This window comes from Vibrio sp. B181a (genome assembly GCF_030248375.1).
Classification (GTDB): Bacteria; Pseudomonadota; Gammaproteobacteria; order Enterobacterales; family Vibrionaceae; genus Vibrio; species Vibrio campbellii.
Map to the genome: position 1 here is coordinate 78,579 of NZ_JAHGAD010000045.1, position 22,679 is coordinate 101,257.

The 22,679-nt window shown below is 44.9% G+C and carries 21 protein-coding genes and 4 tRNA genes; 7 read left to right on the forward strand and 18 right to left on the reverse strand.

Annotation, left to right across the window (positions count from 1 at the left end; genetic code table 11):
* Nucleotides 1–120 precede the first annotated feature (120 nt).
* Complete coding sequence (locus KIO97_RS19430; RefSeq protein WP_105066485.1) at nucleotides 121–909, forward strand: lipase; 789 nt, start codon at nucleotides 121–123, stop codon at nucleotides 907–909.
* An 82-nt stretch (nucleotides 910–991) separates the two neighbouring features.
* Here KIO97_RS19430 and KIO97_RS19435 read toward each other — a convergent pair whose 3' ends face one another.
* The 11 genes from KIO97_RS19435 to KIO97_RS19485 form a co-directional block, all read right to left on the reverse strand.
* Complete coding sequence (locus KIO97_RS19435) at nucleotides 992–1,237, reverse strand: hypothetical protein (protein ID WP_005427091.1); 246 nt, start codon at nucleotides 1,235–1,237, stop codon at nucleotides 992–994.
* 137 nt (nucleotides 1,238–1,374) lie between these two features.
* The gene (gene amyS, locus KIO97_RS19440; RefSeq protein ID WP_285383726.1) at nucleotides 1,375–2,898 is read right to left on the reverse strand and encodes an alpha-amylase; all 1,524 of its coding nucleotides are present in this window, start codon (nucleotides 2,896–2,898) and stop codon (nucleotides 1,375–1,377) included.
* A 319-nt stretch (nucleotides 2,899–3,217) separates the two neighbouring features.
* Nucleotides 3,218–3,291, reverse strand: a tRNA-Cys gene (locus tag KIO97_RS19445).
* Nucleotides 3,292–3,296: 5 nt separating this feature from the next.
* A tRNA-Gly gene (locus KIO97_RS19450) sits at nucleotides 3,297–3,372 on the reverse strand.
* Between the two features lie 97 nt (nucleotides 3,373–3,469).
* Nucleotides 3,470–3,556: transfer RNA gene (locus KIO97_RS19455), tRNA-Leu, on the reverse strand.
* A gap of 249 nt (nucleotides 3,557–3,805) precedes the next feature.
* On the reverse strand, nucleotides 3,806–5,512 hold the full coding sequence (gene dld / locus KIO97_RS19460; RefSeq protein ID WP_050904550.1) for a D-lactate dehydrogenase: 1,707 nt from the start codon (nucleotides 5,510–5,512) through the stop codon (nucleotides 3,806–3,808).
* A gap of 448 nt (nucleotides 5,513–5,960) precedes the next feature.
* Entirely contained in the window at nucleotides 5,961–6,863 is a 903-nt protein-coding gene (locus tag KIO97_RS19465; RefSeq protein WP_050906869.1) for a LysR family transcriptional regulator, read from the reverse strand.
* A 152-nt stretch (nucleotides 6,864–7,015) separates the two neighbouring features.
* A complete protein-coding gene (locus KIO97_RS19470) occupies nucleotides 7,016–7,783 on the reverse strand; it encodes a hypothetical protein (protein ID WP_050906870.1) in 768 nt (255 codons plus the stop codon).
* Nucleotides 7,784–8,195: 412 nt separating this feature from the next.
* Nucleotides 8,196–8,269: transfer RNA gene (locus KIO97_RS19475), tRNA-Cys, on the reverse strand.
* A 234-nt stretch (nucleotides 8,270–8,503) separates the two neighbouring features.
* Nucleotides 8,504–9,958 carry an ATPase RavA stimulator ViaA gene (gene viaA, locus KIO97_RS19480; protein ID WP_045376836.1) on the reverse strand — a complete coding sequence of 485 codons (1,455 nt, stop codon included), beginning with the start codon at nucleotides 9,956–9,958 and terminating at the stop codon, nucleotides 8,504–8,506.
* 9 nt (nucleotides 9,959–9,967) lie between these two features.
* Entirely contained in the window at nucleotides 9,968–11,629 is a 1,662-nt protein-coding gene (locus KIO97_RS19485; RefSeq protein ID WP_285383727.1) for an ATPase RavA domain-containing protein, read from the reverse strand.
* Nucleotides 11,630–11,900: 271 nt separating this feature from the next.
* Here KIO97_RS19485 and KIO97_RS19490 point away from each other — a divergent pair, with 271 nt between their 5' ends.
* From KIO97_RS19490 to KIO97_RS19510, 5 genes are all read left to right on the forward strand, one after another.
* Nucleotides 11,901–12,416, forward strand: coding sequence for an NUDIX hydrolase (locus KIO97_RS19490; RefSeq protein ID WP_005426847.1), 516 nt, complete (start codon nucleotides 11,901–11,903; stop codon nucleotides 12,414–12,416).
* A gap of 24 nt (nucleotides 12,417–12,440) precedes the next feature.
* On the forward strand, nucleotides 12,441–13,445 hold the full coding sequence (gene ltaE, locus KIO97_RS19495) for a low-specificity L-threonine aldolase (protein ID WP_005426721.1): 1,005 nt from the start codon (nucleotides 12,441–12,443) through the stop codon (nucleotides 13,443–13,445).
* Nucleotides 13,446–13,526: 81 nt separating this feature from the next.
* Nucleotides 13,527–13,853 carry a cytochrome c gene (locus KIO97_RS19500; RefSeq protein WP_045376844.1) on the forward strand — a complete coding sequence of 109 codons (327 nt, stop codon included), beginning with the start codon at nucleotides 13,527–13,529 and terminating at the stop codon, nucleotides 13,851–13,853.
* Between the two features lie 218 nt (nucleotides 13,854–14,071).
* Nucleotides 14,072–15,604 (forward strand): putative basic amino acid antiporter YfcC, encoded by a 1,533-nt coding sequence (yfcC, locus tag KIO97_RS19505; RefSeq protein ID WP_285383728.1) that lies wholly within the window; start codon nucleotides 14,072–14,074, stop codon nucleotides 15,602–15,604.
* A 145-nt stretch (nucleotides 15,605–15,749) separates the two neighbouring features.
* Nucleotides 15,750–16,745, forward strand: a complete 996-nt coding sequence (locus tag KIO97_RS19510) for a succinylglutamate desuccinylase/aspartoacylase family protein (RefSeq protein WP_077201676.1) — start codon at nucleotides 15,750–15,752, stop codon at nucleotides 16,743–16,745.
* A 65-nt stretch (nucleotides 16,746–16,810) separates the two neighbouring features.
* On the opposite strand, the gene KIO97_RS19515 is transcribed toward KIO97_RS19510, so the two are convergent.
* From KIO97_RS19515 to KIO97_RS19545, 7 genes are all read right to left on the reverse strand, one after another.
* Nucleotides 16,811–17,332, reverse strand: a complete 522-nt coding sequence (locus tag KIO97_RS19515) for a lipocalin family protein (protein WP_010644236.1) — start codon at nucleotides 17,330–17,332, stop codon at nucleotides 16,811–16,813.
* A gap of 56 nt (nucleotides 17,333–17,388) precedes the next feature.
* Complete coding sequence (locus tag KIO97_RS19520; protein ID WP_285383729.1) at nucleotides 17,389–17,916, reverse strand: histidine phosphatase family protein; 528 nt, start codon at nucleotides 17,914–17,916, stop codon at nucleotides 17,389–17,391.
* A 27-nt stretch (nucleotides 17,917–17,943) separates the two neighbouring features.
* Entirely contained in the window at nucleotides 17,944–18,372 is a 429-nt protein-coding gene (locus tag KIO97_RS19525; protein WP_012129279.1) for a hypothetical protein, read from the reverse strand.
* A complete protein-coding gene (locus tag KIO97_RS19530; protein ID WP_285383730.1) occupies nucleotides 18,359–19,012 on the reverse strand; it encodes an amino-acid racemase in 654 nt (217 codons plus the stop codon). The genes KIO97_RS19525 and KIO97_RS19530 overlap by 14 nt, the downstream gene beginning before the upstream one ends.
* Nucleotides 19,013–19,082: 70 nt before the next feature.
* On the reverse strand, nucleotides 19,083–19,328 hold the full coding sequence (locus tag KIO97_RS19535) for a hypothetical protein (protein ID WP_045401237.1): 246 nt from the start codon (nucleotides 19,326–19,328) through the stop codon (nucleotides 19,083–19,085).
* A gap of 117 nt (nucleotides 19,329–19,445) precedes the next feature.
* Nucleotides 19,446–19,988 (reverse strand): (d)CMP kinase, encoded by a 543-nt coding sequence (locus KIO97_RS19540; RefSeq protein ID WP_045367932.1) that lies wholly within the window; start codon nucleotides 19,986–19,988, stop codon nucleotides 19,446–19,448.
* A gap of 190 nt (nucleotides 19,989–20,178) precedes the next feature.
* Complete coding sequence (locus KIO97_RS19545) at nucleotides 20,179–21,861, reverse strand: immunoglobulin-like domain-containing protein (protein WP_285383731.1); 1,683 nt, start codon at nucleotides 21,859–21,861, stop codon at nucleotides 20,179–20,181.
* 373 nt (nucleotides 21,862–22,234) lie between these two features.
* On the opposite strand from KIO97_RS19545, the gene KIO97_RS19550 reads away from it, so the two are divergent.
* Complete coding sequence (locus KIO97_RS19550) at nucleotides 22,235–22,615, forward strand: cystatin domain-containing protein (protein ID WP_038891246.1); 381 nt, start codon at nucleotides 22,235–22,237, stop codon at nucleotides 22,613–22,615.
* The last annotated feature ends 64 nt before the right edge of the window (nucleotides 22,616–22,679 follow it).

Here is a 22,679-nt window from a genome sequence, read left to right on the forward strand (position 1 = left end):
TAATCTGCTTTCATTGACTCTTGATAAAAATGCTTCGTGATCTGTGTCCATTTCTCTTCGTCATTTATTTTTCATATTTCACGTCTAGAGTTTATGTTGACTAAAAAACAGAACGACAACGTGAAGCCTCTAAAACGATACCAATACGAACGCTACGCCGTACTCTGCAATCTCGCCTACCCCAGAGTCTTTAAACAGACCCGCTATGGGTTTGATCCTAATGGACAGCGGATCATTAAAAACGAGTTTGGCAAAACCATGATCCGTGTTTTATGGAGTAAAAAGCGCACAGAAGTCGTTGTTGTCATTAAGGGGTCGCACAGCATTAGCGATTGGCTTTTGAACTTTGCCATGTGGACTCGTAGCTGCAAGCGCCTTGGGCTTAACTATCGCATCCATGCAGGTTTCTACCATTTGCTATTTCAAGAAAGCCAACCTTCTCGAAATGAAGATCGTCTTGGTTTGAGCGTGATTGAGCGACTAGAAGCCACCGTCGTACCACTGATTCTACAAGGCAAACGAATCACAATTACTGGGCATTCATCGGGCGGCGCAATTGGCAGCGTGTTTGCCGACTATATCGAACGCAAGTACCCGAAAAGCATTAAACGTGTAGTCACATTTGGGCAGCCAGCAATTGGCGATTGGACATTTAGAAAACGGTATGGGTTAGGCCATAAAACCTATCGTATTTGTTGTGATATCGACATTGTCACCTTTATGCCTCCGGTACCTTTTCTCTACTGGCATGTGGGCAAAATGCTTTGGCTTTATAACGGAAGAATTTATGAGAATACGCCCACATTGATGCGTCTGGGACGCTCTTTGGTGAGTTGGCTGATCCGCCCTTTCTCCTACCACCTAATGAGTAAATACATTCGTAACAAAGACTTCTTTGATGAGCGGTAGTCAATCGCTTCACTTAGTTTGGAAAAAGAAGCAGATACAAAAAGAGCCAGTATTAAACTGGCTCTTTCTTCTTGGTTCGGAATTACAAAGACGCAATTTCTTTATCAAGTTGGTATCTGTTGTCAGTAACGATGCGCTCTAATACTTCAACACGTTGTTTTAGGTCTTCTACTTGCTTGTTCAGACCATCTCGCTCTTCTTGACTCATCTGGTTGCGTTCAGAAATCTCTAACGCTCTTACTTCCTTACGATGATTAAGAATCAGCTTAACGATACCGCCACCAAATATTGCACCGAATACAATCGCAACAATCAAAACGTCAGCCATAGATTCCCTTCCTTAATCTGCCTAGTGATAATACTTTGGTATAAAGTTACGCATATGTTTCATGAATATCAAACAACACATTGATTAAATGCGCACTATTTTCGAAATTCGTCACATCTGCAAGTCTGAAAGTTGGATTATTTAACGCCAACCCAAACAGAAACCGAACCACCGTTCACTGGGAACTCTGCCCAACCGTTGGCGTCAGTCCAGACTTCTTCCGTGCGAATACCTAACTTATCGACGTAACGCGTACTTGGTGAACCTGTGTACATCCATTTTGTACCGCCAGGGCCATCACTCATGATAACCGCCATTGAGTTCGGGTGTTCTGCATCCCCTTCTCGCGTCCAACCAATCACATCCCAATGATCAAGGTAAGAGTGCTGCTTGCCATAAGCATAATCTTTACGGGCTTTCACCAATTTCTCAATATACGGCACTTTCACCATGTTGATGTCGTGCCCTTTATCGCTGTATTGCGCGCCGTAGTAATCAGCATAAAAGACTGACGGATAGCCCTCTTCACGTAACAAGATAAACGCGTACGCGAGAGGCTTGAACCACCAATCGACAGGAGATTCTAGCGCTTGAAGAGGCTGCGTATCGTGGTTCTCAACCAGAGTCACTGCTTTCACTGGGTTGTCCTTCATCAAGGTACCATCCATGATACGACGCATGTCGAAGTTACCACCGGAGCGTGAAGCGTTATAGAAGTTCATGTGTAACGGTGCATCAAACAACGACATACTGCCAGACGTCTTGGTGATAAAGTTGTGCAGATTGTTCACGTCGTAGTTCCAGTACTCACCGACAGTAAACAACTCTTTGCCCGTTTTCTGTCGCAAGTAATCGATCCACTCTTGCAGGTATTGATATTTGATGTGTTTGACTGCGTCCATTCGGAAGCCATCCACACCCGTAATTTTTAAGTACCACTCGCCCCAGTCTTTCAGCTCTTGCTTCACTTCTGGGTGGTCCATATCTAAATCTGCGTACATGAGATAGTCATAGTTGCCTTTTTCAGAACTGACTTCCCTATCCCATGCTTTGCCATCGCCTTTGAATTTGAAGATCGCTTTTTCTTTACCTGCGTCGTCCCAGTCAACGCCGTCAAAGTGATACCACGTCCAATGGAAATCTGAGTATTTGTCGTTACGCCCCGGAAAGCTAAATTCGACCCAAGCTTCAATCCATTTGTCGCCGAGTTCAATGTTCCGATTGTTCCAATCGACTCGCTTGGTGTCGACCCACGATTTACCATCCGCACCGCCACGGTGGTTAAACACCACATCACCATAAATTTGAATGTTGTTTGCGTGTGCCGCTTTGATGGCATCGAGGTATTGGTCTTTCGTGCCGTATTTGGTTCGCACCGATCCTTTTTGATCAAACTCCCCCAAGTCATACATATCGTAAACGCCATAACCTACGTCGTTGCTGCCACCAGCACCTTTATAGGCAGGCGGTAGCCATAATGCGGTAAAGCCGTTGTCCGATAGTGCTGGCGCGTTGTTTTCAACTTGCGTCCAGAGTGCACCGTCATTTGGCACATACCAATGGAAATACTGCATCATGGTTCCATTTTGAGCCGCCATTACCGGCGAACTGAGCAGCAAAGTTAAAGGTAAAAGTGTGGGTGTAAGGTTGAATGTTTTCATTATTTTTCTCTCACGTTTTAGAACGAAGTTCGAGCTTAGAGAGCCAACATGACAGGAAGAAAAGATCCAACTAACCGTCTGTTGTACAACAAAAAGTTCGGACTACAATCGTGGAGAAATTATCACCAATCACCCTCTACAATTATTGAGTTGTGTAACATTTATAAAACCAATAACTAATTGAACGCAATTATTGAATCACGATCAAATAATCAGGGAGGAGATAATAAGTAAACAGCAGAAAGAGGAAGTAAGGCGCGTCAATTCTGTTGCGCTAAAACGAAGAAAGCCCGTCATGATGACGAGCTTTCGAAAATAATGGAGGCGCCTCCCGGAGTCGAACCGAGGTCCACGGATTTGCAATCCGCTGCATAGCCACTCTGCCAAGGCGCCTCAACTGGAGCGACACACGAGGTTCGAACTCGTGACCTCAACCTTGGCAAGGTTGCGCTCTACCAACTGAGCTAGTGTCGCATAATTTGAGATGGTGCCCCGAGCCAGAATTGATGGTCCGACACTCGGCCGGTCAACTCGACGGCGGGATATTAAATTCACCCACTCAATTTTCGGATGGTGCCCCGGGCCGGACTTGAACCGGCACAACGCGAACGTCGAGGGATTTTAAATCCCTTGTGTCTACCAATTCCACCACCAGGGCAACGCAATCAATGCGATGGTAACACCACCTGCTCTAACGACCTTCGCCGTGAGAACGAGGCGTACTTTAACGGATTAAGATTTCAGGTCAACAATAAATTTATTCTTTTTGATTCAGATGGTTAAAAACACGACTGAACGTATGGGAGTTGAGCGATTCGATTAAAACTCAAACGGCTTATTACACTATTTCTTGTTAAAAAAAGAGCCGCTGTATTAAGCGACTCTCCACATCATATCGGTTTAGTGCTTACGCACAGCAGTTACAGTTGCGCTTGTAGCGGTCCATTTTACCTATGCCTGGGTTAAAAGTATTGGTTGGATCCAGTTGATGGTAGAACTTTTGCAGCGAGTTTTCCGCTTCGTACAGGTGCCCTACGTTGTGTTCCGCTGGGTATTTCGCGCCACGACTATTTAGGTGTTCCAACATTAGCTTCTTCATCAGCTTGGTGTCGGTGCCCTTTTTGAAGACATAGTCTTGGTGGAAAACATAACACATAAAGTGCCCGTAATAGAGGGACTTAACGAGGTTCTTACTTACTTCCTCAGGTAATGTTTCTAACCATTCTTCATCGTTACGTCGTAACGCAATATCAAGAGCCACAATGTCTTCCACTTCCTTGCGGTGAATGGTTTCGTAACGAATTGCTGCACCTGCTGCTGCAAAACGGTGTAGATACGCTTTCTTGCCCTCTTCTGGTGTACATTCGAAGAAGTCACTATCGCGCTCAGCTGCCCAAACCTCTTTGAGGTATTTCTGCGCTTCGGCAATACCGCTGTCACTCATTTTAAGTACAAGATGGTGCTCGTACTTATCACGGTATTCCAACATGCGCTTAGGAAGGTGCTGTGGGAATAGCTTGCTTGCGTAGTAGAGAATAGTATCTGGCAGGTATTTACTGACTAACGGTACACGCTCTAAGAAGTTTTCAACCTTAGCTTTTAGCGAGAACATCTTAGGCAGGTTGTCCGTGCCTAATAAATCGATAGAAAGGAACACATCTTTACCGTATTTTTCCGCCATGTTGAAGATGTCACGGTGAAGGTACTCACCCATCTCTGGCAAGTTTTCAAACTGAGTAAGGAAGTCTTTTCTCAGCTTGGTCAATTTCTCTGGATCGTTAGTGCCTAAATAGAACACCTGCTCTTTCTCTGGGATTGGATAGCTATCGACTCGAACAGCGAACACGCCCAGTTTACCCGCACAACCGCTCGCCTCGTACAGACGACGTTCGTCGGCATTAAAGCGCGATGGGATATCAGAAGTCACATCACGAACACGTTCGTCGTATTCTTTATCCGACGCCATGCGTTCATCATGAATCACTTTATCTGGGTCGAAATTACCATCTTGGATGTTCTGTAAGATCTCTTCAGGCGTCGAGCCTAATCCTTCAATACCAAGGTGGTTAACAAGATTGAGCTTACCGTCTTTGTCCACCTGAGCGAATATGGCTAACTCTGTGTAAGCCGGACCACGTTTAACCAAAGCGCCACCAGAGTTGTTTGCAATACCGCCCACGACGGTTGCGCCAAGAGAGGAAGAACCAATCACTGAATGCGGCGCACGATTAACCGCTCGCAGCTCTTTTTCTAATGAATGTAAACTTGCTCCCGGAAGACAAACCGCTTGCTTACCGCCGTCTAACAGATAGATTTGCTTCATCTTGGTGATATTGATCACCACCACATCTCGGTCGTAATCACTACCACTTGGCGCTGAGCCTTCGGTCAGACCCGTCTTAGCCGCCTGCATGATGATGATGCAATTATTGTCGACACATTGTTGGATGACCTTCCACTGCTCTAGCAAAGTATTGGGAAAAACCACCGCCAACGCCGTGCCGCTCCCTGAGCGAAAACCGCTTCGGTAATACTTGGTTTTGATTTCATCGGTAAGGACATTTTCTTCCCCGACAATGGTGACAAATGCGTCGATGAGCTGCTTCTGTTTCATATCCGTATCTCTAGTTATTATGCCCAGCCAATATAAGTAGTCCGAATCTGAACGTCCATGCCGCCAAAGTCCGATAACGGCGTCCAGATAAAGTCAACTACATTAATTATCCATATATTCAATTACTTAAAGTGCTCAGAACTATAAAGTAAACAAAGAAACTTATCGTTTCCAAAAAGAAACAATAGCAAAGTACATTGTTAACAAATGTGCACGATATCGAAGAAAATGAAAGTCGAAAGGGTCAACAAGGCCTTATATACCTGACCTTGAAAGAATATTCAGTCAAAACAAAACCACAACATGTGAATGCCATGGCGTTATAGCAGCGTTATCTGGCTGTGACATTGTCGGTTAATGAAGAAAGTCGATAGATTGGAGAGTTTAAAATTTAGAGCGCACCCCTGCCACCAAAGGAGAATAACGCCTTTTGAGAAAAGTTTAGTCACTAGAATTGATGGCTACGACGTTGAAAGCACTGATACAGATGCTCGATAAAGATCTTAATCTTTTCTGGTTGCTGACGAGTGTATGGGTACACGGCATAAATGCCCAAACACTTAGCCGTTTCGTCTTTAAACAACTGAATCAGCTTACCTTGCTGCAAGTCTTCATAAACCAGCACCCGAGGCACATAAATGATACCTTGCCCTAGCAAAGCGACGTTGCGTAACGCAGATGAGTTATTGGTACATAGATTCCCATCCACCTTAACCTGATACACCTCATCATCACTCTTGAAAGCCCACTCACGTGCACCTGCCTCTTGATAGGCGTAAACCAAGCAATTGTGTTTAGTGAGATCGTCCGGTGTTTGGGGCTTGCCATGTTTGGCGACGTACTTAGGCGATGCACACACAATCCAGTTTGCATCAACCAGCTTACGCGCTATCAGGCTTGAATCAGGCAAAACCCCGGTACGAATGGCAAGGTCAAAACCTTCGTTGACGATGTCGGCGAAGCGGTTATCCAGTTCCATATCAATGTTGATATCTGGATAAGCTTGGTTGAATTCAGAAATAACAGTAGGAAGGATAAGTTCACCAGAGATGGTCGGAACGGTAATCTTGATGTTGCCGGATAGGCTCTTACCCAAACCAACAATGGATTCTTCTGCGGTTGCGACGGCTTGGTAAACACTACGCGCATGCTCGAAGAAGGATTGCCCTGCTTCTGTCAGTTTAAGCGTGCGTGTGGTTCGATAAAGCAGTTGAACACCTATCTCCTGCTCTAATTTGGCAATGCGCTTACTGACGACCGACTTAGTGAGTTCCATTTGTCTTGCAGCGGCGCTGAATGAACCTTGCTCAACCAAATGATAGAAAATAATGTAGTCGTCGGTATTTCTCATGTGTCTTCACTGCTTCCTTGTCGAAGAAGACATTCTAAAGAGATTTCACATAGATTGCCGCAAGAAAGTTCACACTTGGCTTTTAAAGGCTTCCTCAACGAGAAAGGCGAGCTGGTATGGCTCGCCTTTGTTGTCAGAATTAATCGGTCGTTCTAGTTAATCCACGATACTGATGTGTCATTGTTTAACCATCCTTCTTTTGCAGAGTTACCGTTTTGCTTCAGCTCAATTTTCCTTGTATTAGGCTGAAAGGTGACAGATGTTTCATCGAAATTGAAATCATCTGACGACAACTTAAAACTGTATTCAGCCCACTGATTTGTTTCTCTGTATGACATGGCAAGTTGATTGCCGTCATCACTACTCTCGCACGTGAGGGATGGTTTATCAAAAACACTTATTATCAAAGAGCAATCTATCTGGTTAGGTATCGAAACAAGCCCTATATGAGTGTAATGATCCCCTCGCAATTCAGATTGGTCCTCAAAAATATCTTTTAGGCCAAAGGCGAGGTAAGAATTTGAATCAATGTGGAAACTCACACCAGAATCGTAAATAGAATACATTCTGTCATACCCACGTTCCGTTTCGCCAACTAGGGTTGAAAGCTTGTTTCTTAAGTCGTCTATTGTCGAATTGTCAGGTAAACCTACAGCGGAAAAGAGTCTCTCCATTTCTTCATCATAAAAAGCAGAAACGAGTCGACTTGTATTTTCAACACGTTCGACATTAATGTCCCTATTATCTTTTAAGTTTAGAACTAAACTTTCAGAAGCAAATTTAGGGGTGTATGGAGTTTGAGGTTCACCAAGCGGTGTAACAGTTGTACCGCCGGAGTCACCTCCACAGCCTGCTAAAGCAAATAGGGTGGTAAACATCAAAAGGGAATATGCATGAGCAGCATGTATTCTAAAGGTCACGTATTGTTTTCCTGTTGTCGTATCGATTGTAAAGAGCGTTCCCCCCGTGGCACATGGGAGAGGCTACAAAGCTACACAGATGTTAATCAGCGACAGCTTTTATTGATAGAAATGATAACAACAAAGATTGACATACAAAATACTATACACACTCAAGAAAAGATATCGCCTCACTAAACAACAGCAGAGCGAAGCCAAAAACTTCTTTGTATCATCGGGTTAAAGATAAACTAGCAACAGCGTATTAGTTTGTATGGTGAGGTAAACTTTTGTAAGACGTTCTTGAGGGCTATCTAAGATACTGAATATGGCGTATTCACACACCAAATTTCGGGCACAAAAAAACCAGCTTTCGCTGGTCTATTGTTGATGCTTTCGCATCTGGATATCGCCATTGCCATACCCAAAAATATGGAGGCGCCTCCCGGAGTCGAACCGAGGTCCACGGATTTGCAATCCGCTGCATAGCCACTCTGCCAAGGCGCCAAATTGTTTACGTTTAAAGGCTCTGCCCCGTTGCGTTGGTTGCTACTTTACGGATTCAGGAAATATAGTCAAACAAAAATCCAAAATTTCTGTTTGTTTGCTTTGTTTTAAACCAATCCGATGTTAATTCGACCTAAACCGTACAGATTTACTCACTTTGGTTAAGACAAATCAAAACAGATAGACGAAATAAAAGCGGCAATCGATGCCGCTTTTGTATCTCTATTCTCGCGATTAACCGTTGGCAACGCGTTTAAACAAGCGCCCCACTACATTTGGATGGTAAGACCAAGTGTGGTCAAACATCGACATTAACGCTGGGTTGCCGTACTTCGACAAGCTAATGGCATGGAAGCGGTTCTTCTTCGCTTTTAACGCATCAACTTTTGCGAGCAACTCATCTTGCTGTTTTGGCGCAATGAAGTCTGAAATCACAACCATGTCGGCGTTTTTGTATTTGTCACTGTTCATCAAATCTATGGATTTAATCAACGTTGGCTCCAAATCCGTACCACCATGGAAGCTGTAAGTTAAAAAGTCGGCAGCTTCACGTAAGCCATCCTGACGTGTTAACTCGTAAGTAATGTGCTCAGTGGAGAAGATAATCACATAACAGTCACGTTGTTCAGCCAGAGCGATTTGCATCAGTGCGTACGCCATAGCTTTGGCACATTGCTCTGGGAAGCCACTCATCGAGCCTGACGCATCAACACAAACGATAAACGGTCCTTTTTCAACGTCGACCGCTTTGTGATCTGGTTTGTGCGCTTTCACTTTACGTAGTGTGCGAGACTTACCTTGCGTGCGGTAGTTCATCAAACGTTTATCCACCAGATGCTTGTAGAACACGACTTCCAGCTCTGGGTACGCCAAAAACATGGTTTCGTTAGGTAACAGTTTGTTGAGATCATCACTTTCATGAATACCGACGATATCGTCTGTCGCTTCGTCACTCTTTTCCTCAACCATTTGCAGCTCTTCTGCTGGTGCGCGGTTGAGGTCAGGATCATTCACTTGTCCCGCCATGCGACCAAGCTGTTCTGCGATATCTTGCAAGCCTTTGTGCTTTTTAAGGAACTCTGCGTGGCGCTTCATCACAGTTAAGTCTGTTTTACTCAACTTAGCTGACGCCATGTCCCATAAGCGCCCTACGCTTTCTTCGTCACCAGCTTCCGTCACTTTGTCCATGTTACGCATGGTTTCCATACGTTGATAAAGGTCGTTAAGGACTTTTTCTTTGTTCTCTTCAAGCTCAGAAACTTGTGCTTGTTTGATTGCTTCAGCAAGGCTTTGATACCACTGGTCACAGAAGTAATGAGGGAACATTGGATTGTTCACCCCTTTGTTCTTCTCCATCATACGACGCGCTTGCATGTAAAACGCTGAGTGCCATTCAAGCTTCTTGATCACGTCATCAATTCGCTCAAAGAACTCGTTCTCATCCCAATAAATGACTTCTTGGTAGAGCGCGAGTTCTTGTTGGAAACGTTCTGTCTCACAGACTTTCGTCATGCGCTTTTTCACGTTGCCACGCCATTTAAGCAGATGGTTTTTTACCGAGGATTTCATACCTCGGTTTTCCGCCACCATCATGACTTGTGAGCGCGCCATTAAATCGTTAACCGCACTATCAATGATGCCTGAATCCGCCACCATGAGCGCTAAGTTGAGTCCGTCTGCACCTAACATGTCGTCTCCTTAAGAGAAAAACTGATGTAACTTTTTAAAGCGTTGAATGATCTTCTCGCTTTCACCTTGGATAGACTCAAGTCTCTGGCTCACCTGTTGTAGACTCGACTCCATTAGACGTGGTAACTCTGGATCCACGAAGCTGTGTGGTAATGCGCCATGGAAGTTGGCTTTAACCTTGCGCATATGATGTTCAGCTTCACTCAATTGGCTGACTGCTTTTTCGCTTTCTGCCAACCATTTTTGGTAAAGCTCAACATCTAAACCTTGTTGGGTAACCAAGCTCACCAACACGCCTCGGTTAGCAATGTCACGGATCACTAGGTTGTTGGCTGCATCGACATCAAAACGCAGACGACACATATTGGTGTTTTGGTTCACGTAACCATACACATCGCCATGACCTTCTTTGATCACTCGGTCAAGTTCGTCTTTTGGCACGTATACCCAGCGGCTGTCACCCTTCTCTGATTCAGAAACCGACATGTTACTTTGCAGAATAACCAACTTAACCAGATTCACCGCCGCGCCTACTTTGTAAGTTTTCGCTTTGGATGTATCGAAGCTCATGGTTTCTTTGCGAAGCAGACCTGTTGCCGCTTCAGCGTTTAGCGTCATGCGATACTTGTCTTCAAGCTCATGCTGTACATCAACCAAAGATTCACGACAGTATTCGATCTCTTGCTCAGCTTCTTGCTGGTCGAAGGCATGCTTAAGAGCGAACTCTTGAATCACACCGCGAACGACATCGCGTGACTCAGGGCTGTTCCATAAACAATCTTGAAGTAGCAGAAGGTCAAGTGGATTGATTTCGTCACGCCCATTAAAGAACGCGCTCGCTTTAAGCAGTTTGACCGCTTTCTTCCACCGGCGGTCAGACACGTACATGTCTGTTAATGATGCGTCGCCAAACTCAGACTCGACTTTGGTTTCCAACATCGTTTTTAGTTGGAAAAGCTTTTCGAATGCGTTATCGGTCAGAGTGAGTTTGTCGAGTTGCTGCTGCCAGCGGTGGTATTCTTCGTCTGTGATCGCCAAGCCCTCTGGAACTTGCGCTTCTTGAGACGTACCCACTGTCAGCATGGATTTGAAGTTTTGTTTGTCCTGAATGCGGTTTACAAACACGCGCACCAACATACGGTCGTAAAGTGCGTCTAAGCCGCTGTCTTCATCTGGCAGCTCGTTTGATGCAGAAACCAAAAGACGCATCGGTACACGTTCGATATCGCTGCCGTTTTTAAATGTCTTTTCGTTCACAACGGTCAAAAGCGTGTTCAGAATGGCAGGACCTGCTTTCCAAATCTCATCAAGGAAAACCACTTGCGCCGTTGGCAGGTAACCTTGGGTAAGACGGACATAACGACCATTATCTTTCAGCTCTTGAATGCTCAACGGACCAAACACTTCTTCTGGTGTTGAGAAGCGAGTCATTAAGTACTCAAAGTAACTACTGTTATCAAATGCTTGGATAAGACGTTTGGCGATTAAGCTTTTTGCAATGCCTGGAGGACCTAAAAGAAAGACGCTCTCACCCGCTAGAGCGGCAAGAAGACAAAGTTTGATGGTGTGTTCACGCTCGTAAACGCCGTCGGTCAGTGCTTTAGCCAGCTTGTTGATACGCTCTGAAAGAAGCGCCTTTTCTGCATTTGATGCGAAAGATGGTTGAATCATAAAAGCTCCGGCTGTTGAACTGAGGCTGTATATTTAATTTTATACATTTGTTATCACTTTGTTACAAGTGTATTTTTTAGTGAACCTCGGTTATACCAGATGCTCCTCGCGCGCGTGCGCGGGTAACCATAGTTTTCATTTATGGGACATAACTCACTGAAAGTGCAGGTTTCATAAGAGTATGAAACCATTTTCTACTTTTGTTTCACGCGGTTTGTGGTTAATGTGCAAAACACGTCAACACGCGGTTACAGCTAGGATCCACAACTGCATGAGCAAAACAATTCATACATGGAAGCAGATTTCTCTGGTCGAAGAGGAAATCAAGCTACCAACTGGTCGGATGATCAAACATACCACTATCCAACACCCCGGTGCTGCCGTTATCTTACCCATTACTTCAGATGGCAACATCGTTCTTGTTAATCAATTCCGCCCCTCTCTTAACAAATGGCTGCTTGAATTGCCTGCTGGCACACGTGAAGGCGATGAAGATCCTTTGCACTGCGCTCAAAGAGAGTTAGAAGAAGAAACAGGATACAGCGCCGAAAAGTTCACATCGCTTGGTCAAGTTACCCCTCTTGCTGGTTTCTGTGATGAAATCCAGTACTTGTTTGTTGCTGAGCAACTGAACAGGACCAATCGATACGAGTGTGACGACGATGAAGTCATTGAAGTGGTGACATTGTCACGAGAAGAACTCGAACAACAGATTATTCAAGGCATGATTACTGATGCCAAAACTATCGCTTGCCTAAGCAAAGCTCGTCTTTGCGGTTATATTTAGGTCTTTTCGACCGAGGAGAGAATTATGGACTTTCGATCAGATACCGTTACACAACCTACCCAAGCAATGCGTGAAGCAATGTTTACCGCTCCTGTCGGCGATGATGTATACGGTGATGACCCAACCGTTAACGAGTTAGAACAATTTGCTGCTGAGCTTGCGGGCTTTGAAGCGGCAATGTTCACAACCTCTGGCACACAAGCAAACTTACTTGGCTTAATGGCGCATTGTGAGCGCGGTGACGAATACCTATGTGGTCAGCAAGCGCATAACTACAAGTACGAAGCTGGCGGTGCGGCGGTACTGGGCTCTATCCAACCTCAACCGATTGAAAACAACCCAGACGGTACTTTGCCATTCGATAAGCTAGAAGCTGCAATCAAGCCAGATGACGCGCACTTTGCACGTACTCGCCTACTTAGCTTAGAGAACACCATCAACGGTAAAGTGATTCCTCTTTCCTACCTTGCAGAGGCTCGTGAGTTTGTGAACAAACATAACTTGCAGATGCACCTAGATGGCGCTCGCGTATTCAACGCAGCCGTTGCGCTTGATGTTCCGGTGAAAGAGATTGGTCAGTACTTTGATTCAATGACTATCTGTTTATCTAAAGGTTTGGCTGCCCCTGTTGGCTCATTATTGCTTGGCAACAAAGAGTACATCGCAAAAGCTCGTCGCCTAAGAAAGATGGTCGGCGGTGGTATGCGCCAAGCGGGTATTCTTGCTGCAGCTGGTAAACTAGCCCTTACCGAGCAAGTGGAACAACTAAAACAAGACCACATCAATGCAAAGACATTAGCGGAAGGTTTAGCGGAATTGCCTGGTTTCTCTGTTAATCCAGAATTTGTTCAAACCAACATCGTCTTTGCTAAGCTTGACCCGCAAGTGGATATCGCTGGTATTGCAGAAAAGATGAAGGAGCAAGGCATCACGATTACGCCAGGAAACCCAATCCGCTTCGTGACGCACAAAGATATTTCGGCACAAGACATCGATACTTTCCTATCTAGCCTTAAATCTATGCTTTAACTTGATTTTGATCATTGAGCTTCCCCTAAGGGGAAGCTTTATTCTATCTCGAAACCAATATTTTAAATTCGAGAACTATCCATGTTTAGATACGTGCTTCTAGCGTCTCTTATTCTCTCTTCCTCTGTTGTGGCGAAACCATTCGGTGACGCAGAAAAAGGCAAACTTAAATCGCCAAGCTGTGTCTATTGTCATGGCTCAAACGGCATAACGACAAACGACGCTTACCCTAACCTAGCCGGTCAGAATGCTCAGTACCTGTATGATTCTATGAAAGCCTATCAAGATGGGCTTCGCTTAGGCCCTTTGGCTGAGATGATGGCAGCCCAATTACGCATGTTGAATGATGAAGATTTACGCGATGTTGCCGCGTTTTATTCAGAACAAACACCTCATGCAGAAAAGTGAATAATTATGGGACTTGTGAACCGCCACAAGTCCTAACTCTATTTTCATTCGCACAACATCCAACCAAAATAATTAACCAATAAATCATTGATAAGTAACTCAACCCTCTTCAGATCAAATTATTGATGAATTTATAGTTCACCAACTCAGTTAATGTTGACTTTTTATTCTATTTTATCGATATTTCATGCTTTCTATTATTCGACGTGAAATAGGTTATGTCTCACACACACGCTCAGCCATCGGAATCGGCGGCAACCCCAAAATCATGGCAGATGCCTGATACCCTCATTTTGATCTTCATTGTTGGTATTCTTGCTGCGATTCTTACCTACTTAATTCCTGCTGGTCATTTCGATAGCCAACAGGTGAAGTACATGGTCGACGGTGCAGAAAAAACTCGCACAGTTATCGATCCATCTTCTTTCTCTTATGCAACCGACGAAAACGGTGAATTGGTTTACAACAAGGTTGGACTTTTCGCGTCAGGCGGGGGCATTGGCCTAATGAACTTCCCATTCGAAGGCCTGGTTTCAGGTTCTAAATGGGGCAGCGCGATTGGCGTTATCATGTTCATGCTAGTTATCGGTGGTGCATTTGGTGTGGTAATGCGCACAGGCACAATCGACAACGGTATCCTTCGCCTTATCGATAAGACCAAAGGTAACGAGGCGCTATTCATTCCAGTTCTGTTCTTGCTGTTCTCTTTGGGCGGCGCAGTATTTGGTATGGGTGAAGAAGCCGTTGCATTTGCGATTATTATCGCGCCACTAATGGTTCGCCTTGGCTACGATGGTATCACTACAGTAATGGTGACCTACGTTGCGACTCAGATTGGTTTTGCGACGTCTTGGATGAACCCATTCTCGGTAGCGATCGCGCAAGGTATTGCTGGTATTCCGGTTCTGTCTGGTATGACTGTGCGTATGGGCCTTTGGGCTGCGTTTACCGCGATTGGTATAGCTTTCACTATGATCTATGCTGCGCGTATCAAAGCAAACCCTGAGCTTTCTTACAGCCGCCGCACTGACAAATACTTCCGTCAGCAAGAACTTGGTGATCACGACTCTCGTTGGAACCTAGGTGATACCCTAGTAATCCTTACGGTAATCGCAACTACAGTATGGGTCGTTTGGGGCGTAGTGGCTAACGCATGGTACATCCCAGAAATCGCGTCTCAATTCTTCACAATGGGCTTTGTCGTTGCGATCATCGGTACGATCTTCCGTCTAAACGGCATGACGCTAAACTGCGCGGCTGATGCATTTAAAGAAGGTGCAGCGATCATGCTTGCACCTGCTCTATTGGTTGGTTGTGCGAAAGGCGTATTGCTTATCCTAGGTGGCGGTACTACCGATGAAGCGAGCGTGTTGAACTCGATTCTGAACAGCGCTGGTGGCGTGATCAGCGGTCTTCCTGATGTTGCTGCGGCTTGGTTGATGTATGTTTTCCAATCTATCTTCAACTTCTTCGTGACTTCAGGTTCTGGTCAAGCAGCGCTGACAATGCCTCTATTGTCTCCTCTTGCAGACATCGCCGGCGTTACACGTCAGGTAGCGGTTCTAGCGTTCCAACTTGGTGACGGTTTCACTAACGTTATCGTTCCAACTTCAGCGTCTCTAATGGCAACACTGGGTGTATGTCGTATCGACTGGGGTGACTGGGCGAAATTCTGCTGGCGCTTTATGCTATTACTCTTTACCCTATCGAGCATTGTCGTCGTCGCAGCTCACGTGATGGGTTTTGCGTAAACTGATTACCAATATCCCCAAGCAACTTAAACGCGAAAGCGGAGTTTGGGTATAAAGAATAAGGCGAGACAAGTTCTCGCCTTTTTTAATTCAAGCCGTATGGCAAACAAGCATCGAAGTAAGATGTTTTGGAGTGACAACTTTAATGGCAACACAATTTCTGGATGACGTAATTCAAGGTCATCAAGTCATTCAATCTCTTGACGTAACAGACTTGCCTGCAGGCGAGCACAAGTTTTGGTTCCGTATCGCAACCAACGCCCTATCTCAATGGCAACATTTGCCTGTGTTGGTTTTCAAAGGCGAAAAACCAGGTAAGAAAATCATGATCACAGCAGGTGTTCATGGTGACGAATACAACGGCGTTTTAGCAGCGCAAAAGACCGCTCGGGAACTGATTGGTAAAGACATCGCAGGTTCTGTAACTGTCGTTCCGACCATCAACCTAACTGGTATGCTGAACCACAGCCGTGACTTCTTCTCTGCGGATCCTGATGCATCTCCTGCAAACTTAAACCGTTTCTTCCCTGGCGATGCAAACGGCAACGAAGCAAACCGCTTCCTATTTGCTTTGTGGAATAACCTTCTTAAGCCGAACGCAGAACTGGCGATTGATTTACACACTCAAACCACTGGTGCCGCTTACCCACTGTACGTATTTGCCGACTTCCGTATTGAGCAATCTTTGGAAATGGCTCGCCTCATTAACCCTGACGTGATTCTTAACGATCCGGGTGACGCAGGTGTACTTGAAACCGTCTGGAACAACAGCGGCATTCCAAGCATCACCATCGAGGTGGGCATGGGTCGTTACACAGAACAAGAGCTGATCGACCGTACCGTGACTGGCATCTTCAATATCCTCGCTCGTCATGACGTAGTGACTGGTGAAGTTGCAGAGATCACGCCTTGCCTAGAAGGCAAAGACATCATCAGCATTCGCGCTGAATTGGGTGGCTTTGTACTGCCACAAGTGAAGATGATGGATAAGGTAGAACAAGGTCAATTGGTTGCGATTCAATACGACAGCTTTGGTGATGAGATTCAGCGTTACACGGCGCCAACAGAAGGCACGGTACTGAGCCACAACATTGAATCGATCCGAGCGCCAGGTTCTTTGGTTGTTCGACTGATTAAGTAATCCCGGACTAAGTAAAATGCATGCCCTACTTTTTGTGGGGCATGTTTCATTTGTCGCTGTGACTATTACTTGGTTTGGTCTACAAGAATCAATTCGTCCAACGCGAAGCCTTTCTCTTGTGCTACTTTTTTGAAGCGCTCGATCGTTGCTTTATCGACGGTTGGTGTGCGTGACAGTAGCCATAGGTAGTCGTGATTGAAACCAGAGATAAACGCGTAGTCGTAGTTCTCACCTAGCTCAAATACGATGTAAGACGAATAAAACGGACCGAAGAAAGACACTTTTAAATGCCCTGTGTTTTCACCATCGACGAAGTACGCTTTGCCGTCTGCTTGCGTCCATTCTTTATCTTCTTCTGAATAACCTCGGTTGATAACCGTTACGCCACCATCCTCACGAAGCTCGTATTCAGCCGTCACATTTGATAAACCGCGCTCAAAAGAGTGATCAAGACGCGCAATTTCATACCACTTACCTAGGTATGGTTGAAGTTCAAAGTTGTTGACCGGCTCCACGCCGTCTGGTTTAGACGTACAGCCAAACAACGTTGCAAGGGACAAAAGTAAAAGTGTTTTAAGAGATTTCATACAGCAACCTGAAATTAATTTAGTGTCTGATTTTACTATAGAAGATAAGAAATCGATCAGAAATTAATGTATCGAAATTCTCCACAGGACAGTCCTACGTCTTGGAAACCTTGTAGTGCTTCAAACACATTAAAGTGGCTCACGACAACAACCTTTCGATATTGACGGTAACGCTCCAGTACTAACTCCGCTCGTGTTTTTAGCTCGTCAACATGTTCATAGCGGGAGTCAGTCATTGGAATACCTGCATTTAAAAGCTCTCGATATTCGTGCCAGCGTCGGTCTCTCTCATTCAAGGTAATGTAGCCGCCTTCTTTGTCAGCACGCCACTCTCTCAAGTCATGCTCAACAAACAAAGGCAAACCGCGATGACGATTGAGAATTTCTGCAGTTTGAAGAGTACGCGTATAAGGTGAGCTTATGATGATTTCAGCATCATTGAAGACTGGATGATTGAGTTTTTCTTGCAGCACGGGCAAATGCTCTTGGCAAAGCGGCGCATAATCCTTCTCAAGTTGAGTCATCTGCCGCTCATCCGCTAACGTAAAATCTGGCACGCCATGCCTTACAAATACAATATCCATATTGTGGTACTCGTCCTTGTTAAATTGCTATTGAGAAATTGGAGTCAGTTTTAGATAGGAGTGCACTTCTCCATTTTTGTATTCAATCGCAGAGTGGATGGAAGGTTCACGGTTTCCTACAACAGAAAGTTCATAAGTGTTTTCGCCTTTGTAGATCGTGATATGAAGTACGCCAGCCTCTAGCTCCCAATGCCCTTTGGTATGAAGGCGTCCAAACAAGGTGTATTCATCGAGTGAACCATCCGCATGTAAGTGCACCTCTGTGATGTAGCCACCTGTGCAGCTCTTGATCCAGCAACGATCACTGACTTCTTCCAAGCGTACTTCTCTTTTGCTTGCCTTCCATTTTGAGAAACGTTCAGACTCCGCAAAAGACGCGTCGATATCGGAATGTTCTTTTATGGGCGTACCTTCAAGCTCGCGTAAGCAAAGCTGAATCCAACTAGATATTTGCATGGAATGTCCTTAAGGTTTCAATCGCCCTTTTTACGCCTAAACGTGGGCTGCTTAATACTGGTATATCGACATCAACTAATGATGCCGCACCTGACATCGAAGCTTGTGCCAATACGATTACGTCATAATCACTAGCCTTTTGCTCTATTACCGCTTTGATCTTGTCGTAATAACCTTGGTTATCTTGGTCGAGAAAACGCTCCCAAGCACCTTCAACCACAAACGTATCTAGCTGACGGATACAATTGCCCTCACTTGTCTCAAGTAACGCCAAGCTAGGTTCAATGGTTGTCGATAATGCCGCGAGTAACAACACTCGCTCATGAATTACAGCTTGGTCACCCATCGCGCGGTCGATACGCTGAACGTTAACGCCCTGCTCCGTAAGCGATTCAGCAAAGCGACCAATTGAAGAACAGGTACAAACCACCAAGTTTGCTTGCTCAGAAAGCTCGCTTACTTTGTCTTGTACTGATTGCTTCACCTTAGATTCGTCCTCCCCAGCAACCAAACGCTCTAACAAGCCAGCATCGGCAAAGTGTGCGACTTTTAAATCAGGTGCGAGCTCTGTCAACAGTTCGGAGAAAGGTGGAATGTGTACGGGTGAAGTATGAAGAAAATATATGTCGTATGGCTTCATGCTAAGTTGTCGATTTTTAGTTCAATTTCGACAACTTAGCACAAGGCGATGGGAATTAATGCGATCAGAGTTACTGTTGTGCTTCCCAAAGACCAAGAAAGTACTTGCCGTAAACCACTTCAGTTTGCATATGCATAATCAGTAGAAATGCAATCAAAGCTAATACTATACGATTGAAACAACGGCTGACTTTGGTACGAACTTTTATATCGAATACACCGATATGAATACCAACATAGGCAAAGGGATAAACCAACAAAACAGCGAGTAACCAACCTAGGTAGCCGGATATCGCCATTTCCTCGTAACCGATCATAATACCTCCACAATGAATACGACGGGAACTTCGTTAGTATTCATCATCTTAAGGAGTCGGAATGTCAGAATTCGCACAGCTGCGATCTGTGACAGAAAAGTCACTTAAATAAGTTAGCTATTTATTTATAAAATCTTGAGAAAGCAAAAAATCTTCTGCCATTTTGGGCGAAGTGATGTGGATGAACTCGATAGGCGAACCTTTTAAATCCTCCTTCAGTTTTAAATAACGCTTCCGATTCTTTCGGTAATTCTTAACCGACCACCAAATAATCGAATCCTTACTCAAAAACGCTTTTCTAAAACTTTCTCTATTTCCAGTTCCTTCCCAGAACTCTTCTTGAGTCCATGCCCTTTTGATAGCACGAGTTGCGGAGCGATAAGTGGTGATAGAACGTGAATAATCGAGCCAGATGATGGTATCGACCCTTTGCCATTTGTACGGTTGTGTTCTGCTGTAGTTCCCGTCGAGTACCCAAGCGTCTTGTTGAGTCACGTCCACGACTTTATAGAAGAACGTCTCATCATCGAGTTCTTTCCAATCGGGAAGCCAGAACAACCTGTCCATTTCTATGTACGTGACACCTAATTTCATTGCGAGCTGCTTTGAAAACGTCGATTTACCGCTTCCACTGCTGCCTACTACATTGATCCTTTTCATTAAATCCTCCTAGGTGACCGTACCAAATTGACAAAGAGCAACGCACGCCAACTATAGGAAAGTTGGGAAAATGCGGAGGCGAGATACTAATGATTACGCTTTAAAGTTCTAGTGTAGATTCAATTAGATGTGAAGTTACGCGCATAAAAAAGCCTCCAATTAAGGAGGCTTGCAACAACTAATGGGCTAATTACAACTTATCCCAAGCGTCTGACCAGTAAACGGTTTCACCTGGCGCATAAGAAGGGTTTGAACACCAGCCCGTGTATGGCCATGGTTTACATTGATACAAGTTGCCATCTGAACCTGTGACAATGTCACCTTCTTCATACGTTTTTCCTGATTCATACGGAGGGTAACTGCTGCCATCAGAAACAATCACAGAGCGTTGCGCAGTCGTAGTTTGATTAGCACTGTCCGTTACGCGGTAAACCAAGTCGTAGACACCTAGTACGTTCACATCTACGCTGCCTTCTACACGCACTTGATCAGTCAAATCACCGTCTTCGGCATCCGTCGCTTTTACACCTGCCATTGGGTCAAAAGCGTCACCAAGCTGGATGGTCGTATCTGCGACACCTTCAAACTCAGGCACTAGGCTGTAAACAACAACCGTTCTACTTTGCTTAGTTTCATTGTTGTCGCTGTCTTTTACACTGTAAACCAAAACATAAGTGCCAACGGTGTTTACATCAACTGAACCTTCGACAGTGATGCTGTTGGTTAGGTCTCCATCTTCTTTATCAGACGCAGTAACACCTGCATACGGGTCAAATGAACTACCGTGATGCACACGAACATCGTTGAGGCCACTAAACACTGGTTCACCTTCACTTGGTGGTGGAGTCTGCCCGTGGATAAACGGACCGTAATCCCTCACGAATTTTTCACCGTACGCTTGGCCATTTTTATCGGTGCCCATATCCCAGTTCACCGACCATGTCATTACGCCACGAAGTGCCTGCCCTTGCGCTTTAAGTTGATCAAACGCGTCGTAAAGGTCTTGAGGGTTTTGAACAAAGCCCGTTGCAGCAGCATCAATGTTAGATGGGATACCAAACACCAGTTTGTCATGCGGGATTTTGTGGAAACCGCGTGTACCGTTCGATAGAGCGTCCGAAATGTAGTAAATAAACTCTTGTTTTAACTCATCATTGTTTTGCGCGATCCAACCCACGCCATCAACCCAAATACCGTCACCACCTTGGTTGTAAAACTGAGGGTTGATCCAATCGTAGTACCCTTCTAAACCAGTAATGTAAGGAACATACTTGCCACCTTCTGTTAGATAAGGGAATTCAGGCGCCATCGTAATTAGGAAGTTCTTACCTTGTTGTTGATAATGCTCTTTTACAAGGCGAAGTGCAGCTGGAATTACGGTTTGGTTGTTCTCTGCCGTTACTGCTGACTGCTCTAGATCGATATCTAGACCATCAAAACCGAATCTATCCGTTAAACGAATAATCTCTTGTGCGAACGCTTGTTCGTCACCAGTTTTAAGTTCAACGTGCGCATCTGCACCACCAAGAGCGATGAGAACGGCACGCCCTTGTTGGTTGAGAGCTTCAATTTGGTCAATAAATTGTTGTTCTGAAAGGCCGATATTTGGATCGAGCTTAAAGGTTGGAATACGACCTTCACTGGTATTGAATACCTTCATAAAGGAGACGTTAACCACATTGTACATAGGATCAACTTCATCCAATGTTACACACGGTGCATTACCTCCCTTGTAACCAGCACCATCGCACCAGTTATGCCAGTAACCCACTACGACACCACCATCAGGATTTACCATCTCATTAGCGGATGCGACGTTCGCAAGACCACTCAAACCCATTGCTACTGCTAGATATAGCGCTTTTTGCTTCATCGTGTTACCTCTCATCCATTTTGTTTCATCACAACAATCATTCAGTACTTTGTATTGGCACTTAATGAATTTCGTTTGGATTATATGGCTGGGCTAAGAAAACAGATACACTTACAAAGTTATGTTTTTAATGTCTATTTTATAATTGTGATCTTAATTCACGACGCGAAATGAACCGTATAGCTGCGCTCGCAATTAAGCGTGACGTTCTATCAAAATCCCACAAAAACTTAACCAATCTTCTTTTTTTGGAGCTCGCTCGCAACGATTTCATCAGGATTTAACCCTCTGCATATCAAAAGTTTGCACAACGTAGACATTGTGCTTTAACACCGAGCTTTATAATACGTGCTTGCAAACAGAGGTTAATTTTATGAAATTAAAAACCGTGTCAGCTTGCGCTATCTTGATTCTTCTTGCTGGATGTCAGCAAAATACTCAAGATGAAGCGGCACAACCAACAACCTCGGCAGATGTATGTAATACACAAGGAAATATGCCAGGTGGGTGGAATGAATTTGACGCCACCCCAGACGCTCAAAAGGCTATGGCCTTTGTCCTAAAGAAAATGGAAACTCTCGCTTCGTTTAAACAGATCTTGTCCGTTCATGCACAGGTTGTTAGTGGCGTGAACTACGCGATAGAGTTTGAATTGAATGACGGCTCAGTTTGGAACACGGTTGTTTACCGCAACCTTGATGGTGAGTATGCGATTACGCAATCACCTAAAGAAGGTCGCTTCTGCGAACAATAAATGCTTCGAGACTGAGAACCAAAAAGCCCCGCTATTTTACACCGTAATCTAGCGGGGCTTTTTG

What these genes read in the sequence shown, in the direction of transcription:
- KIO97_RS19490 (WP_005426847.1), top strand. Translation starts at nt 11,901, where the DNA reads ATGAGCAAAACAATTCATACATGGAAGCAGATTTCTCTGGTCGAAGAG.
- dld (WP_050904550.1), bottom strand. Translation starts at nt 5,512, where the DNA reads ATGAAACAGAAGCAGCTCATCGACGCATTTGTCACCATTGTCGGGGAA.
- KIO97_RS19500 (WP_045376844.1), top strand. Translation starts at nt 13,527, where the DNA reads ATGTTTAGATACGTGCTTCTAGCGTCTCTTATTCTCTCTTCCTCTGTT.
- KIO97_RS19465 (WP_050906869.1), bottom strand. Translation starts at nt 6,863, where the DNA reads ATGAGAAATACCGACGACTACATTATTTTCTATCATTTGGTTGAGCAA.
- KIO97_RS19435 (WP_005427091.1), bottom strand. Translation starts at nt 1,237, where the DNA reads ATGGCTGACGTTTTGATTGTTGCGATTGTATTCGGTGCAATATTTGGT.
- KIO97_RS19550 (WP_038891246.1), top strand. Translation starts at nt 22,235, where the DNA reads ATGAAATTAAAAACCGTGTCAGCTTGCGCTATCTTGATTCTTCTTGCT.
- KIO97_RS19510 (WP_077201676.1), top strand. Translation starts at nt 15,750, where the DNA reads ATGGCAACACAATTTCTGGATGACGTAATTCAAGGTCATCAAGTCATT.
- yfcC (WP_285383728.1), top strand. Translation starts at nt 14,072, where the DNA reads ATGTCTCACACACACGCTCAGCCATCGGAATCGGCGGCAACCCCAAAA.
- KIO97_RS19540 (WP_045367932.1), bottom strand. Translation starts at nt 19,988, where the DNA reads ATGAAAAGGATCAATGTAGTAGGCAGCAGTGGAAGCGGTAAATCGACG.
- KIO97_RS19535 (WP_045401237.1), bottom strand. Translation starts at nt 19,328, where the DNA reads ATGATCGGTTACGAGGAAATGGCGATATCCGGCTACCTAGGTTGGTTA.
- KIO97_RS19520 (WP_285383729.1), bottom strand. Translation starts at nt 17,916, where the DNA reads ATGGATATTGTATTTGTAAGGCATGGCGTGCCAGATTTTACGTTAGCG.
- KIO97_RS19515 (WP_010644236.1), bottom strand. Translation starts at nt 17,332, where the DNA reads ATGAAATCTCTTAAAACACTTTTACTTTTGTCCCTTGCAACGTTGTTT.
- ltaE (WP_005426721.1), top strand. Translation starts at nt 12,441, where the DNA reads ATGGACTTTCGATCAGATACCGTTACACAACCTACCCAAGCAATGCGT.
- KIO97_RS19485 (WP_285383727.1), bottom strand. Translation starts at nt 11,629, where the DNA reads ATGATTCAACCATCTTTCGCATCAAATGCAGAAAAGGCGCTTCTTTCA.
- amyS (WP_285383726.1), bottom strand. Translation starts at nt 2,898, where the DNA reads ATGAAAACATTCAACCTTACACCCACACTTTTACCTTTAACTTTGCTG.
- KIO97_RS19525 (WP_012129279.1), bottom strand. Translation starts at nt 18,372, where the DNA reads ATGCAAATATCTAGTTGGATTCAGCTTTGCTTACGCGAGCTTGAAGGT.
- viaA (WP_045376836.1), bottom strand. Translation starts at nt 9,958, where the DNA reads ATGTTAGGTGCAGACGGACTCAACTTAGCGCTCATGGTGGCGGATTCA.
- KIO97_RS19530 (WP_285383730.1), bottom strand. Translation starts at nt 19,012, where the DNA reads ATGAAGCCATACGACATATATTTTCTTCATACTTCACCCGTACACATT.
- KIO97_RS19545 (WP_285383731.1), bottom strand. Translation starts at nt 21,861, where the DNA reads ATGAAGCAAAAAGCGCTATATCTAGCAGTAGCAATGGGTTTGAGTGGT.